The sequence below is a fragment of the Paenibacillus sp. NPDC056933 genome, assembly GCF_042674385.1.
Lineage (GTDB): Bacteria > Bacillota > Bacilli > Paenibacillales > Paenibacillaceae > Paenibacillus.
Genome location: NZ_JBHUQN010000002.1, coordinates 464,294 through 478,474, shown reverse-complemented (window position 1 = coordinate 478,474; position 14,181 = coordinate 464,294). Strand labels below are relative to the sequence as shown.

Here is a 14,181-nt window from a genome sequence, read left to right as displayed (position 1 = left end):
CGTTACTCACCTCTTGGATTGAATCGTTCATGGGCAGTTTGACTTCTTTCGTAGTGTACGTAAATAGGCACTCTGTTGTGCATGGAGAGAAATGAATGTGAATGTTATATAAAAGAGCTTGATAATAATTATCATTCTTGTTACAATACAAAAAGAAAAAAGGAACCGGCTAGGGCTCCTTTTACTTGGTACAAACAAAATTAATTTCTTATTTCACTTCGAAAGTTTTGCAATCCGTTTCAGCGGATTCATTAACTGGTTTGGAACTGTGACTCACGATGTAGATCGAAGATGCGTTGCATTTGTTTTCTTGAGCCCAGTAACGACAGGAATCAACTTCACATAATACGTCTTTTGCCATGATTGTTAAACCTCACTTTGTTTGGATTTACATTCGTTGGTATAAAAGAAAATCTGGAATGCAAGTTGCCGCTTGCTATCTGGAAAAAAATGCTAGGCTCTCTCGAGGAAATAGAGGGCTTTTTGCGTTATACACAACGATGCATGTTTAGAATAGCAAATTTTACTTTCTCTTGCAACAAATTGGATTAACCTGACATGTTTGGCCCTCCAGGTACAGGTAAAACGTTAACAGCTTCCCACCTTTCGTACCAACTTCACCTTCCATTAGTACTTGTGAAACTTGACGCAATTATTCACAGCCACCTTGGGTAGACCGGCAGCAATGTGCGTAAATTGTTCGAACATTCGGGGTCAACCCCTGTGTTCTGTTTCTCGATGAGTTTGATGCCGTTGGGCGTACAAGCTTGTGGGTCAGATAGCAGCCTGGAAGAATATATATATGAACGTCTGGCGGGATGCAGTTATGCGGATGTGGAGCAGATTGTTTTAAAGGCGAAGCGAAAAGCCATAATTGCCAGTAGTCCGCTGCATAAGAAGTTAATCAATGATGCGTATACAGAACATTTGCCACGTGTTCTAACCCCATAACTTGGGGAGGACGACAGGAAATAGCCTGATCAAATGGAAAGAAAATAGTCCGGTATTCCTTCAAAGGAAACCAGGCTATTTGGTAGTTCAGCATGTTGTATTAAGCATTAGCGGTCGCCCGGTAAGATGACTCTTTCCCAGGTTTATCCGGGGCAGACCAGCGTGGCAGCGTTAAGGTGAAGAGACTGCCTTCAGGGCTGCTGGCGGTCAGGGTCAATTCCCCGCCTTGAGCACGAGCCAGCAAGCGGCTGTAGGTCAGACCGAGGCCGAGTCCGCGAGTATGACGTTTCTTAATCTCACCGCGATAGAAACGTTCAAAGACTTTGGGCTGATCTTCCATGATAATCCCTGTACCGTTGTCCTGAACGTCAATGAACAGCTTGTCTTCCTCGGCCCGCAAACGGATATGAAAGACCGTAGCTTGATCAGAAGCTGTCGCCTGTAGACCGTTATTTAGCAGATTAACAATGATTTGCTGAATCCGAAGCGCATCCCCAATGGTATAGAGTGTACCCGAAGGGATATGCAGTTCAATCTCGGGAGACTTGTTCTCATATGCAATTTTCCACTGATAGATAATTTCACCCACCAACAGATTCAGATCAATGCGTTCCTGACGCACACCAACACTGCCAGCACTCATTGCATTGTAATCAAGCAGATCAGCGACCATACGTTCCATACGTTCAGATTCTTTTAGTGCAATATCCAGAAATTCCTTTCCTTCCTGCGGACTGACGATATCATCCCGAACGGCCATCACGAGTCCTTTAATGGAAGTGACGGGTGTTTTCAATTCATGGGATACCCCTGCAAGGGACAGGGCACGCCATTCCTCCAGCTGCTGCAAACGAATGGACATCTCCCGGAAGGAACCAACCAGCTCATTCATCTCCCACTCCCGTGTATTCAGATTCAGATTGACTTCATAATTGCCGTTTCGAATCTGCTCCGCTGCAAGAGCGACCTGGCGAATCGGTCTGGAGAGCTTTCGTGACAGGAGGTAGATTGTAAACCATCCACACAGAATTAATGCGCCAAAAATTAGGCATACCACCAGCATCGCTTCCGGATTATATGTAATGGATTTTTTGGATTGCATGACCCACACCTTACCCAGCGTCTGATCGTCATCTGTGACGTTAACTGTCACCCCGGCAAATTTGTTGTTTCGTGGTTCGCGCAGGTCATCTGACAGCCTGTAATACACATCTTGCTGCGTCATTTTCGGTCTGGAATAGATCAATTGATTATTGTTGTCGAGCACCATAATGCAAAAATAGTTATCTGTATTGAACAGCTTGATACGCTTGTCCACCAGTCTGTCAAGATCAGGAGGAATATGCAGCTTGTTCTCGTTTTCAGTAATCTTCTCCGCAATTTCGAAGCCTAGCAGTTGAGCTGTTTTGAGACTCTTCTCAATGGAAGTGATTCTGATCCAGTAGAGTGCACCTGCAACAATAATAATGAAGCCGATGCAGAGAATTAGAAAATATCGAAGCGTCCAATAGGATAGAATGGATGTTTTGCGTTTGGGTTTATTTCGTTTTAGTTGGCGATCCAAAATTGATACCCCATTCCCCGTAAAGTCCGAATTTCTCCTGTTTCCGGTATCCAATGAGAAAGCGCCTGACGCAGTCTTTTGATGGAAAGATCTACAGCCCGGTCACTTCCGTCATAGTCCATCCCCCATACCTGTTCAATGAGATGCTCACGGGTAAAAGTGCGGTTGGGGTATTCGGACAGAAACAGGAGCAGTGACAAATCACGTGGTGTCAGTGCCACTTCCGCTCCGTTCAAAAGCACCTGTTTGGCGGTCAGATCAATGACCAGATTGCCAAAGTAACGTTTGCCTTCACCACCAGCGGTCCAGTGCGGATTGCGGCGAAGTACGGCATTCACCCGGGCCACGACTTCCTCCGGGACAAAGGGTTTGCTCATATAATCGTCAGCACCGGCATTCAGACCGTTCAGACGATCCTGAATATCATCCAATGCGGTAAGCATGATGACAGGACAAGCGCTTTTTTCACGGATCATTCGCAGCAGGTCCCAACCGTCCGTGCCGGGCAGCATCACGTCCAGCAAAACCAGGGATGGGACATCCGAATCAAATAGAGTAAGGGCAGTTGGTCCATCCGCTGCGTGACGAACGACAAATCCCGCTTTTCGAAGATAGGCAGCCAGCACGCGGGCAATAGCTTGTTCATCTTCGACGATGAGTATGGATTTCAAGAAGGTGTCTCCTTTCACTTCAGAAGCTTGTGTACTGATTTTACATGAGCGGGAGCACAATGCCAATGAGGCAATTATTTTCAGAAAAAAATGCGTTATACGTCATTTCTTGACGTCATCCTGACACATTGGACTGTTAAGATGCTGATTAACAACCAACTTATACCGTTATCCATTGGAGGAGAATAGAGATGAACAAAAAGACAAAAACATGGATCATTTCAGGTGTCGCAGCAGTCGTCATTCTTGGGGGCGGAGGTTACTACTTCGCGAACAGTTATCTGGGAAATAACGTTGAGATTGAGCAAGTGCTTCCTGCGAGTACGGCAGCTTCCACAACGGAAACAGGATCGGACAGCGGCAGTGGGACAAAAGTATCCAAAGAAACCGTTGGAGCAGAGCAACTGAATGGAGACTGGAGCATCAGCGAAGGCTCAAAAGTCTATTTTTCGGTAACAACATCCCAGGAAACCGTCAATTTTGCGGACGAGCAGGTGAGTGGTAACTGGACAATCAATGTGGCTGACCCTTCCCAAATGAAAGCGGATGGACAAATCCAATTAAACGGTATTGATTCAGGGAACAGTCAGCGGGATGGTCATGTAAAGGGAGCTGATTTCTTCGATGTTGGCACCTACCCTCAAGCTACCTTTCAAGCCGCTTCTTTTGAAGGTGTCAAAGAGGAATGGCCTGCGGGGCAGACAACGGATTTCAAAATGAACGGAACGCTTACGGTAAAAGGAATCGAGAAAGAGGTTACGTTTGACGTGAAAGCGGCTTATGAGAATAATCAGGTGTTGTTGTCTGGTACAACGATGGTTACCTTTGAAGATTTTGGGTTGAAAAATCCGCACTCTGTTGTTCTCTCGGCCGAGAATGATATCCAGGTACGGTTGGAGCTGAAGCTCAGCAAGTAAGAATTTGAGTACATAAGACTAATCCAACTTGTTTTACATTCCAGTGATGTAGACGGAGAATCCAATATTTATGTACATCGTTACACGCCTAAATCTGTTCCATTCTGCCTGTCTGGCAGAGGGGACAGATTTTTTATGTTAACAATGGGAAACGATCCACGGTGAGCAAGGAATTACCAGACGATTGTTAAAATAACTGCTGTTTACTTGGGATAATGCCGTGTCCCTGATCAGCATAAAGCGCTTACAATTATAATGATTTACAAACTCATGGATTCAAGTTTAACCAAACACGATAAGGGGGAGATCAAGCGTGCACAAGAAATACATAAGCGGCTGTCTCGTATTATTGATGTTGTTCTGCGATCTGGGACTGATCGTTCGACCGGCAGCAGCAGCTGGAGCAGAGAAAACAAACGTTGCACTGAACAAGGCGGTAACGGTCAGCGCGGAAGATCTAAAGTGGGGAGGCAATAAAGAGAACGCTGTAGATGGCAAGGGAGATACAAAATGGAGTGCGGACAGCGCGACCTCAGTGGATCAGCCGCATTGGTTAATGGTGGACCTGGGAGATTCATACCAGCTCTCCGGAGCTGAATTGACATGGAAGGATGCAAGCCAGGTTGTAAAGTTTCTCGTCGAAGTTTCTGCTGACGGCACGAACTGGACAACAGTAGCGGATCAAACGTCCAATGAAACGGCTCAGAGTATAGCCAACCTGGATTTTCAGGCTGACGCAGTTCAGTATGTCAAGGTCACGATTCCTTATTACGCGGGTACTGACTGGTGGCCTGGCATTTCCGAGTTTCAAGTCTGGGGAGAGAAAGAGGTAAGGAACCCGGCAGATATCACAAGTTATGATGCTGTTCATGTGTCTACGGTAAGTCGTACTGCTCCTGTTCTGCCAGCGGAAGTCACAGCACATTACCAGAACGGGAAATCGGGACTTGTCGCAGTAAAATGGCAGGACGTTGAGCCGTTACAGTATGCGTCAGCACACCAATTTACCGTTACAGGTGATGTCTATGGAGCGCCGGTACAACCCGAAGCTACCGTTACGGTAGAAGGATATCGCGGTGATTTTGTCAGAGGGGTGGATATTTCCACGTTAACAGCCATTGAGGATAATGGAGGTTATTATCTGGACAGTAATGGAGCAAAACGTGATTTACTCGATATTCTGAAAGACCGCGGTGTGAACTATGTGCGGCTCCGTCTGTGGAATGATCCACAGAAATCCAATGGATACAATGACAAGGACGATGTCATTCGTCTGGCCCAACGGGTAAAAGCGAAAGGTATGAAGGTCCTGCTCGACTTCCATTATTCTGATGAATGGGCACATCCGGGTCAACAGCTTCGTCCGAAGGCCTGGGAAAACCTTTCATTCGACGAATTGAAGACGGCTGTCTATGATTACACGCGTGAAGTGGTCAAAGAAATGTACGATAAGAATGCCATGCCCGACATGGTACAGATCGGTAATGAAATCAACAGTGGTGTATTAAACGGATTGAATAGTAAAGTCAATTTTGATGAAAACGCTGCCTTGCTTCAGCGCGGGGTGGATGGTGTTCGCGCAGTCCCTGGAGGAGATCAGGTCAAAATTATGATCCATCTGGCCGAAGGGGGCAAAGCGGACACCTTTGACTGGTATTTCGGCGAATTGGAGAGACAGGGACTGGAATACGATATTATCGGACTGTCATACTATCCATTCTGGCACGGGACCTTCGCAGATGTGCGCAAAACGATGAATGAAGTATCCGCGAAATATGGAAAAGAAGTCATTATCGCTGAGACGTCCTATCCATTCTCGTATAAAAACGGAGATGCTCATGGCAATATTATTGGCAATCCCGATACGCTGAATGTAGGAGGAGCGACCTTCCCGGCAACCGTACAGGGACAATATGATGCAATTGCAGGCATTATGGACATGATCTCACAAGTTCCTGATCAGAAGGGAGCCGGTTTCTTCTATTGGGAGCCTGCATGGATTGCAGCTAATGTAGGCTGGATTGCATCGGAGGGAGACGCATGGGAGAATCATGCCATGTTTGATTATGACGAATATCCGGCTAATGGCGGGTACTCATATGAAGGGCGTGCTCTGCCATCACTGGATGTGTACAAACGTGGCCTGGACCATCTGCCCACAGACCGGAAAGAGTTGTCGGCAGCCATTACACGTGCACAGGCGCTCGTAGTTAGTGATTTCACAACTGAAAGCTGGAACACACTCGGTCCAGCCATCGAGGCAGCCGAGAATACGTACAAATTGGCTTATACATCTGGTGGTGTGACACAGCAGGATACGGATGCTGCGACGTTGGCTCTGAATACGGTTATGCAGAATATGGATGTTATAGCTGCGAATCGGGACACACTTCAGGCGATTATCGCCGAAGCCAAGACATACAAGCAAACCGACTGGTCTGCTGCCACGTGGGGGCGTTTGACCAAGGCTCTGATGCGTGCAGAACAGGTCATGGCGGATGAAAGGGCGACACAAACAGAGGTAAATATGGCAGCAGAACAAGTGGAAGCAGCGATCCATGGTTTATCCAATGTGGATAAAACCGAGCTAACACAGTTCATCGGTGAAATGCAGCAATTGGCCGAATCGTCATTTACTCAACGAAGCTGGGCGAACCTGAAATCGGCATTGCAATCTGCAATCACAGTTAGAGACAAGCAGGATGCCATACAATCCGAAGTGCAAGGGGCTCTGACTACACTTCAAAAAGCGAATAACAGTCTTGTTTTGCTGGAAGCATTAACAACAGGCAAAACAGCTACTGCATCAAGCAGTGCAGGTACAGGTGGTGGAGAAGCTAACTCACCTGGGGGTGCAATCGACAGCAATCCCAATACTTCATGGGGAACAGATCAAAGTGTGGATAGCTGGTGGCAAGTGGATCTGGGAGCAACAGCTGTGATCCGCAAGTTGGAAATGTCCATGTGGAGCGGTGGCATTAAATACAAGATTGAAGTATCCAACGATAACAAGAACTTTGTGAAAGTCGTGGATACAACAAGTGATGTGGTTGTTTCCACGAGTCCAAGGCATATCCTGCCCGCAGGCACGGAGGCGCGTTATATTCGTCTTACCGTAACGGCAGGTTCCGATTGGGTAGGCTTTATGGATTTTGAAGCTTACGGATTTTTCCCGGCGAACAAATCTGCCCTGGAAACTACAGTGAATTCCGCTGCGAAGCTACGTCAAAGTGAATACACAGCCGCAAGCTGGAATGTGTTTGCACAGGCATTGTCGTTTGCCCGCGTGCTTATCAATGATGCAGAAGCAAGTGCACAGGAAATCAGTGCTGCGGATAACGCATTAAAAGAGGCGGTTAGTCAACTTGTGCGGCAAGAGTCGACCCCGGGTCAGCCATCACAGCCCGGTCAATCTGCGCAGCCTTCCACGCCTGGATCATCGCAGAATCCTGGCAATTCTCCTGTAACGCCGCCTGCTGAATCCGGTAATTCAGGAGAAAGTGGTTCCATTATATTCAAAGGGAAAAGTACGGGAGCGGACACCTATGTGATTCAACCTGATATGAGGAAGTTGGCTCAGACGATTGATGGTATGGGGGCAGGCAGCAAAAAGTTAACCTTGATTGCAGATGTTCCCAAGGATACAAAGACTACGACCTTTCAGCTCAATGCAAATCAACTTCAGGAATGGGCACGTACTCAGGCATTACAGTCGCTGGAACTGACTATGAAACAGACATCTGTCCGCATCCCATTAAGTTTGTTGAAGGATGCTCGTAGCGAAGATGAAGCTACAATGGATGTCATTCTGGCCGAAGACTCCACTGCGAATCTGTCTGAAGCGCAAAAGAAAACCATCGGTAACCACAACGTGGTCAGCGTGAATCTGTTGTTAAACGGGCAGCCGTTACAGTGGACAGACAGATCCGTTGAAATCGCGATGTCGAATGTTCAAAATTCAAATGCAGAAGACGTTGTGCTGGTTATTCAATCCCTTTTGCCAAATGGTGAAATAAAGCCAGTAACTTTTACTCAATATAATGAAACGACTAAAAGTCTGGCGTTCAAGCCGCTTCAATCAGGCCGTTTCGTGATTACTGAAGTGCAGGTACCCTTGAATGACTTGCAATCCTACGCATGGGCCATGAAAGAGGTTCAGAATCTGTATGGCAAAGGAATCATTACAGGCATGACGGATACCCGATTCAGTCCCGCGGGAGAGCTGACAAGAGCACAATTTCTACAAATGATTATTAAGGGTATTGGCGATTCACGTTTGCCGGATACATCCACTTCAGCCCTAGTGGATGTGAAGAGTGATCAATGGTATTCAGATTCCGTACGCCTTGGTCTGGAGATGGGAATCGTGCAAGGTAGAGCAGACGGATCGTTCGCAGCAAATGAACGTATTACCCGGGAGGACATGGCGGTGATGTTAAACCGTGCAATACAAGTTATGACGAAGAATGAACGTTCAACCATAAGTACATCCAGCAGTACCGGATTTAAGGACAATGCAGAGATATCTGAATATGCAAAACAAGCTGTTGCCTTGATGCAAGAACAGGGCATGTTAAACGGGATGGCTGATGGCAACTTTGCGCCGAAACAGAATGCTAACCGTGCACAGGGAGCAGTCGCTGTAGCCAGAATGATGGAGCAGATCTATTCATTCTAAGTGTATACATGATATAGGGATCGGGCCTTTCTGGCTCGATCCCTATGTTTGTTTATTCATCTAAATGGTAGACAGATAGAGACCAATTCTGCTATGATCTAATTGATAATGATTACCATTATCATAAAAAAGCGTTGAATTATAGGGGGCTATCATATTTATGTTTAAATCCAAATCGATGCTGTCCATTTACACATTATTCATTGTGTTTGCGCTTGTTCTAGCGGGCTGCGGAAATGCAGAAAAGGCAATGGATGATACGGGAAGCGAGCGAGGACAGACGACTGAGAATCAGGAATCCACTGGAACCGATTCAGCTCAGAATAAATCAACGGAAAGTGAAACACGCGACTATGAGACGGACAAAGGAACTATCACCATTCCTGCACATCCCAAGCGCATTGTGACCGATTACTACGGTGGCGAAATCCTGTCTGTAGGCGGGGATCTGGTCGGTGTGGAGCCAAGTGCTTTTGACAATCCGTTCATTAAGGACCAGCTGAAAGACACCTCTGATGTGGGTTATCCGGTTAACGTGGAGAAGACGCTGGAGTTACAGCCTGACTTGATTGTTGTGATGCATGATGATAACTATGAGGAACTGTCCAAAATTGCGCCAACCGTACATATCCCATATGGCACAGCGACAGATATCTACAAGACCGTTGAGCTGTTTGGTGATTTGATCGGTCAACCGGAGCAGGCGGAGGCGTTCATTGCCGAGTATGAGAAAAAGGCGGCTGAAGGACGCGAGAAGCTGAAAGGCATCGTGGACGAAAATACAACCGTTGGTTTGTACGAGTTGACAGACAAAGGTGACCTATGGACGTTTGGTGATAATGCTGGCCGAGGTGGGCAAGCCGTCTATAACGCTTTGAAATTGAAAATGCCAAGCAAGGTAAGTAATGATAATCAAACTGCCCAACTATCTCTGGAAGTGCTGCCTGAATACGCAGCGGATTATATGTTTATGACCGTGTACGATCCCGAGAAAAAGGGAGAGGCGTTGAAGGAATTCAAACAGTCCAACGTGTGGAATGGTCTGGATGCGGTGAAGAATCACCGATTCTTTGAGAATGATTTTGATACATTCTATCGATATGATCCGATTGCCATTACTGCTCAGATTAATTTGTTTGTTGATCTGATCACGCAGAGTGCTGAACAAAGCAAATAAATAAATGAGCAACGACGGGGTTGCTGTTAATCTTAATGTTAATGTTACAGGTAATGTTAAAATAACGTCTAATCCATCATAAGTAGTCATTACGGACTATAATTATAGAAAATCAACCTGTCTTGGGCCTTCGGCCTGGGGCGGTTTTTTTTGCTGTCAAAAGAAAAAGGAATTTGTTAATGTCATATTGACAATATCAAATTCCTTTGATATCATTTCGATAATATCACAATGATAATATTGAGAAATGGGGAATGAACCATGTTTGGATTCCGATTCGTGAAGTTTCAACCCAGTGAGTATGTAATGAAAGTGAAGAACGGTCAGGTACAACGTCAAGGTGTAGGTTTGTCCTTTTATTATTATGAGCCAACCACTTCGGTGGTCGTTTTGCCCGTATCTTCGGTGGATGTCCCATTCATGTTCGAAGAGATCACGGCTGATTATCAGACGGTTACCGTCCAGGGCCAACTGAGCTATCGCATTGTTGATTATATGAAAATTACCCAAAGCTTGAATTACACGTACAATTTGCGTAAAAACCGATACATCTCCGATGACCCTGGCAAGCTGGATCAACGTGTGATCACGATTGCCAAAGTGCTAACCAAAAAACACCTGGAACAAATGCCGCTGAAGGAGGCTATTCAATCCAGTGAACGGCTGGCAAGCAGCATGAAACGGGAAGTGGTTCAGAGTGAAGAACTGGAGAAACTGGGCGTAGAGTTAATGAGTCTGTCCATCCTTGCCATTTTACCCAATAAAGAGACCATGCGTGCTCTGGAAGCACAAGCGAGGGAAGAAATTTTGCGACAGGCTGACGAGGCACTGTATGTACGTCGCAATGCTTCCATTGAACAGGAGCGCAGAGTGAAGGAGAACGAGTTGAACACGGAAATTGCCGTTGAGACGAAGAAACAACAAATTCGGGAAACCCAATTGCATGCCGAGCGCTCGGTGAAACAGAAACAGAATGAGATGGAACAGGAGCAGCTCCAGTTCAATACAGCGATGGAGGAACGGAAGCGACAGCTTATTGAATTGACGATTGCCAATCACAATGCCGAAGCTGATGCGAAAGCCTATGAAATTGCTGCCGTAATGAATTCATTACAGAATGTAGAGCCGAATGTGCTGCAAGCGATGGCTAATATGGGGATGAATTCGGATAAACTGATAGCCCTTGCGTTCCAGGAACTGGCGGAGAATGCCGGGAAGATTGGACAGCTGAACATCTCGCCAGATCTGCTGCAAGGATTAATGACGCCTCAGGCAAGAGAGCAAGGAGGTCGTGCGCGATGAGATTGGGTAAAGCAAGCAAACCAGTAGCAGCACACCCTGTTGCACAAGAGCGAATGACCGAATACAAGTTGATTTTGGTCAAACGAAGAACAAGGCTGGAAGAATTGGTGGTACGGTATAATACGGTCCAGCAAGCCCAGTTCTATATTGAACGTCTGGGAGCAGATTTTAGTGATTACCTGGAGGAGGATAGGCGTTATCATCATGCGGTACAGCAGGCCCAGCAGCAGCTGAGCCCGTTGGGCCGGGTTCAGACGATTGATCGGGAGCATGTGCCCAATTTCATCTTTGGAGCACAGGACATTGTGGTTGTGATTGGACAGGATGGTCTTGTTGCGAATACCCTCAAGTATGTAACCGAACAGCCGCTCATTGGTGTAAATCCTGATCCGATGCGATGGGATGGGGTACTGCTGCCATTTACCGTGGAGGATCTAAGCTTCATTATTCCCGATGTTATTCGTAAACGGCGCTCCCTGAAAGAGGTGACCCTGGCCAAAGTCGAGCTGAACGATGGGCAATATCTGTACGGCGTTAACGATCTGTTCATTGGTCGGAAGACTCATGTCTCCGCCCGTTATGAAGTTCGATTGGGCTCCTCAGTAGAACAGCAATCCTCCAGTGGTGTAATTGTATCTACCGGAATGGGATCGACGGGATGGTTTAAAAGTGTGTTAACGGGCGCTGCTGGAGTCGTGGGCTCAGAGGCATGGCAGCTCATCCATTCAGATGGGCAGATTGCCTCGAGTCTACACAAAAACCATTCCAATGCTGACACGGTTGTTCAGCGAAAAGGGCATTTAGAAACGAATCACCCTGCAATTACTTCCGCCCATGGAGGCATGAGTCATCTGAATGCATTCGGTTGGGATGCACCGTATCTGTACTTTACAGTACGTGAACCCTTCCCCAGCCGGACGACGGGGGCTAACCTGGTGTTTGGACAGATTCATCCAAAACAACCTTTACGGATCGTATCACAGATGCCAGAGGATGGAGTTATTTTCAGCGACGGGGTAGAACAGGACTTTCTTGAATTTAATTCCGGGGTGGAAGCAACCATTGGCTTGGCGGAGAAACGTGGACGTTTGGTGGTCTAACCCTTTATTTCCAAACTGTTTTTGACTAGAATGGTAAACTAGATGTTAGAAGCCATGTTTAGAGAATGGAAAGAGGGTTGACAATGCAATCGATATTGCTGGTTGAAGACGATGCCAAGCTCGCAGGATTGCTGGGGGCATATCTGATCCGAAACGGTTTTCAGGTGCTGACTGTAACTGATTTCGGTCATGTATTGGATGAATTCGTGGAAATCGGACCGGATCTGGTGCTCATGGATGTGAATTTGCCCCAGTTCGATGGATATTATTGGTGCAGACAGATTCGTACACATTCCATATGTCCCATTCTGTTTATTTCGGCTCGTGACAGTGGTATGGATCAGGTCATGGCGCTGGAGAACGGGGCGGATGATTATATTACGAAACCTTTTCAATATGAGGTTGTTCTGGCCAAGGTTCGCAGTCAACTGCGTAGGGCATATGGGATGTATGCAGCTGTACAACAAGAAATGAAAGTGAAAAATGGTTCCATGTTGCTGTATCCCGAGAGATATGTACTGGAGTATGATGGTCGTTCCGTGGAACTGACACAAAAAGAATCCGTGTTGGTCGAAGCACTGATGGGCAGGGCAGGTCGGGTTGTTGGCCGCGAACGGCTGCTTGAACTCATGTGGGAAGATCAGCATTTTATTGATGATAATACGTTGAATGTGTATATTACACGTGTTCGCCGCAAGCTGAAGGATCTGGGGGCTGATGAGATTTTGGAAACCGTTCGGGGGGCGGGATATCGATTGCTTGATCTCGAATCACGCTTCCAGGAGGGCAGGCAATGAAGCTCTTTCTGAAAGACCAGCTTACTTTATTCGGATTCTATTTACTGCAAATGGTGATGGTTCCTTGTGTATATTGGCTCTCGGGTGAAGAGCGGCCGTTGAAAATTGTTCTCTATGGCATGTTGCTAAGCACAGTGGTACTGATTGTGTATCTGGTCGTACGATATGTTCAGTTACGTCATTATTATCGAGCACTCCAACAGCCGCAACTACTGGTAGAGGAGCCTTTACAATCGCTTGGTGCAGCTCATGTAGCTGAAGCTATCCACCAATTAATGCACAAACTGGAGCGTAACCGCCAGAATGGGATTGGCCATTTACGTACCCGTAAGGAACAGCAGGTTGTATTCATGAACCGTTGGGTACATCAGATGAAGACTCCGCTCTCGATTATTCAATTAACACTTGAAGACGTGGAGGATAGGACAGCTGCCAGTATTCAGGATGAGCTGGATAAGCTGCGTAAAGGACTTGAGATGGTGCTGCATTCTTCCCGGCTTGAACAGTTCGAAGGGGATTTCCACGTGGAGCGTCTGTCATTATCTGAGGTCGTTCGAAGCAGTATCGCCGAGAATCGACGTTTGTTTATACGCAAAGGTATTACTCCGGTAATCCAAATGGAAGAAGATTTTCATATATACAGTGATTCCAAATGGTTGCGGTTTATGTTTACACAGGTTTTGACCAATGCCGTCAACTACTCTGACAGCAAAGCCGGTAAAAAAGTCATAATTACCGCCTATGTAAAGGAAGAACGAATTGTATTGGATATTCAGGATCAGGGGATTGGCATATCGGCTGAAGATATTCATCGCGTGTTTAATCCTTACTTCACCGGAGAGCGGGGGAGACAGTATCATGAATCTACGGGCATGGGACTGTATCTGGTTCGTGAGGTTAGTTCACGTTTGGGTAACCAGATTGAATTGTTCTCCAAACCGGGTGAAGGAACATTGGTCAGATTCAGCTGGATGAATCGGAAATAGAGGCGCTTTGCCCATGGGTGAGGTGCTTTTTTTCATGG

At 46.5% G+C, this 14,181-nt stretch carries 12 protein-coding genes; 9 read left to right on the top strand and 3 right to left on the bottom strand.

From position 1 onward, the window contains the following. Positions 1-208: 208 nt before the first annotated feature. Positions 209-361, bottom strand: a complete 153-nt coding sequence (locus ACFTRD_RS17045) for a DUF1540 domain-containing protein (RefSeq protein ID WP_379382111.1) — start codon at positions 359-361, stop codon at positions 209-211. Positions 362-558: 197 nt separating this feature from the next. Here ACFTRD_RS17045 and ACFTRD_RS17040 point away from each other — a divergent pair, with 197 nt between their 5' ends. Continuing rightward, positions 559-675 carry an AAA family ATPase gene (locus ACFTRD_RS17040; protein ID WP_379382109.1) on the top strand — a complete coding sequence of 39 codons (117 nt, stop codon included), beginning with the start codon at positions 559-561 and terminating at the stop codon, positions 673-675. 78 nt (positions 676-753) lie between these two features. After that, the gene (locus ACFTRD_RS17035; RefSeq protein ID WP_379382107.1) at positions 754-951 is read left to right on the top strand and encodes a hypothetical protein; all 198 of its coding nucleotides are present in this window, start codon (positions 754-756) and stop codon (positions 949-951) included. A gap of 100 nt (positions 952-1,051) precedes the next feature. Here ACFTRD_RS17035 and ACFTRD_RS17030 read toward each other — a convergent pair whose 3' ends face one another. Both ACFTRD_RS17030 and ACFTRD_RS17025 read right to left on the bottom strand, forming a co-directional pair. Beyond that, positions 1,052-2,515: a HAMP domain-containing sensor histidine kinase gene (locus ACFTRD_RS17030; RefSeq protein ID WP_379382105.1), complete on the bottom strand. Its 1,464-nt coding sequence runs from the start codon at positions 2,513-2,515 to the stop codon at positions 1,052-1,054. Beyond that, positions 2,500-3,186, bottom strand: coding sequence for a response regulator transcription factor (locus tag ACFTRD_RS17025; RefSeq protein WP_379382103.1), 687 nt, complete (start codon positions 3,184-3,186; stop codon positions 2,500-2,502). Before ACFTRD_RS17025 ends, ACFTRD_RS17030 begins: the two co-directional genes overlap by 16 nt. Positions 3,187-3,377: 191 nt before the next feature. Between ACFTRD_RS17025 and ACFTRD_RS17020 the strand changes: the two genes are divergently transcribed. The 7 genes from ACFTRD_RS17020 (at position 3,378) to ACFTRD_RS16990 (ending at position 14,143) form a co-directional block, all read left to right on the top strand. Beyond that, positions 3,378-4,103 carry a YceI family protein gene (locus tag ACFTRD_RS17020; protein WP_379382101.1) on the top strand — a complete coding sequence of 242 codons (726 nt, stop codon included), beginning with the start codon at positions 3,378-3,380 and terminating at the stop codon, positions 4,101-4,103. 313 nt (positions 4,104-4,416) lie between these two features. After that, a complete protein-coding gene (locus tag ACFTRD_RS17015; protein ID WP_379382099.1) occupies positions 4,417-8,781 on the top strand; it encodes a glycosyl hydrolase 53 family protein in 4,365 nt (1,454 codons plus the stop codon). Between the two features lie 160 nt (positions 8,782-8,941). Then, entirely contained in the window at positions 8,942-9,958 is a 1,017-nt protein-coding gene (locus tag ACFTRD_RS17010; protein WP_379382097.1) for an ABC transporter substrate-binding protein, read from the top strand. Between the two features lie 261 nt (positions 9,959-10,219). After that, on the top strand, positions 10,220-11,260 hold the full coding sequence (locus ACFTRD_RS17005) for an SPFH domain-containing protein (RefSeq protein ID WP_379382095.1): 1,041 nt from the start codon (positions 10,220-10,222) through the stop codon (positions 11,258-11,260). After that, the gene (locus tag ACFTRD_RS17000) at positions 11,257-12,360 is read left to right on the top strand and encodes a diacylglycerol kinase catalytic domain-containing protein (RefSeq protein ID WP_379382093.1); all 1,104 of its coding nucleotides are present in this window, start codon (positions 11,257-11,259) and stop codon (positions 12,358-12,360) included. The genes ACFTRD_RS17005 and ACFTRD_RS17000 overlap by 4 nt, the downstream gene beginning before the upstream one ends. Positions 12,361-12,443: 83 nt before the next feature. Beyond that, complete coding sequence (locus tag ACFTRD_RS16995) at positions 12,444-13,157, top strand: response regulator transcription factor (protein ID WP_379382090.1); 714 nt, start codon at positions 12,444-12,446, stop codon at positions 13,155-13,157. After that, positions 13,154-14,143, top strand: a complete 990-nt coding sequence (locus tag ACFTRD_RS16990) for a sensor histidine kinase (RefSeq protein ID WP_379382088.1) — start codon at positions 13,154-13,156, stop codon at positions 14,141-14,143. The genes ACFTRD_RS16995 and ACFTRD_RS16990 overlap by 4 nt, the downstream gene beginning before the upstream one ends. Positions 14,144-14,181 lie beyond the last annotated feature (38 nt).

Bases quoted from the DNA above. Each gene is read 5' to 3' on its own strand.
- ACFTRD_RS17045 (WP_379382111.1), bottom strand. From the start codon at position 361: ATGGCAAAAGACGTATTATGTGAAGTTGATTCCTGTCGTTACTGGGCT.
- ACFTRD_RS17040 (WP_379382109.1), top strand. From the start codon at position 559: ATGTTTGGCCCTCCAGGTACAGGTAAAACGTTAACAGCTTCCCACCTT.
- ACFTRD_RS17020 (WP_379382101.1), top strand. From the start codon at position 3,378: ATGAACAAAAAGACAAAAACATGGATCATTTCAGGTGTCGCAGCAGTC.
- ACFTRD_RS17010 (WP_379382097.1), top strand. From the start codon at position 8,942: ATGTTTAAATCCAAATCGATGCTGTCCATTTACACATTATTCATTGTG.
- ACFTRD_RS17005 (WP_379382095.1), top strand. From the start codon at position 10,220: ATGTTTGGATTCCGATTCGTGAAGTTTCAACCCAGTGAGTATGTAATG.
- ACFTRD_RS17000 (WP_379382093.1), top strand. From the start codon at position 11,257: ATGAGATTGGGTAAAGCAAGCAAACCAGTAGCAGCACACCCTGTTGCA.
- ACFTRD_RS16995 (WP_379382090.1), top strand. From the start codon at position 12,444: ATGCAATCGATATTGCTGGTTGAAGACGATGCCAAGCTCGCAGGATTG.
- ACFTRD_RS16990 (WP_379382088.1), top strand. From the start codon at position 13,154: ATGAAGCTCTTTCTGAAAGACCAGCTTACTTTATTCGGATTCTATTTA.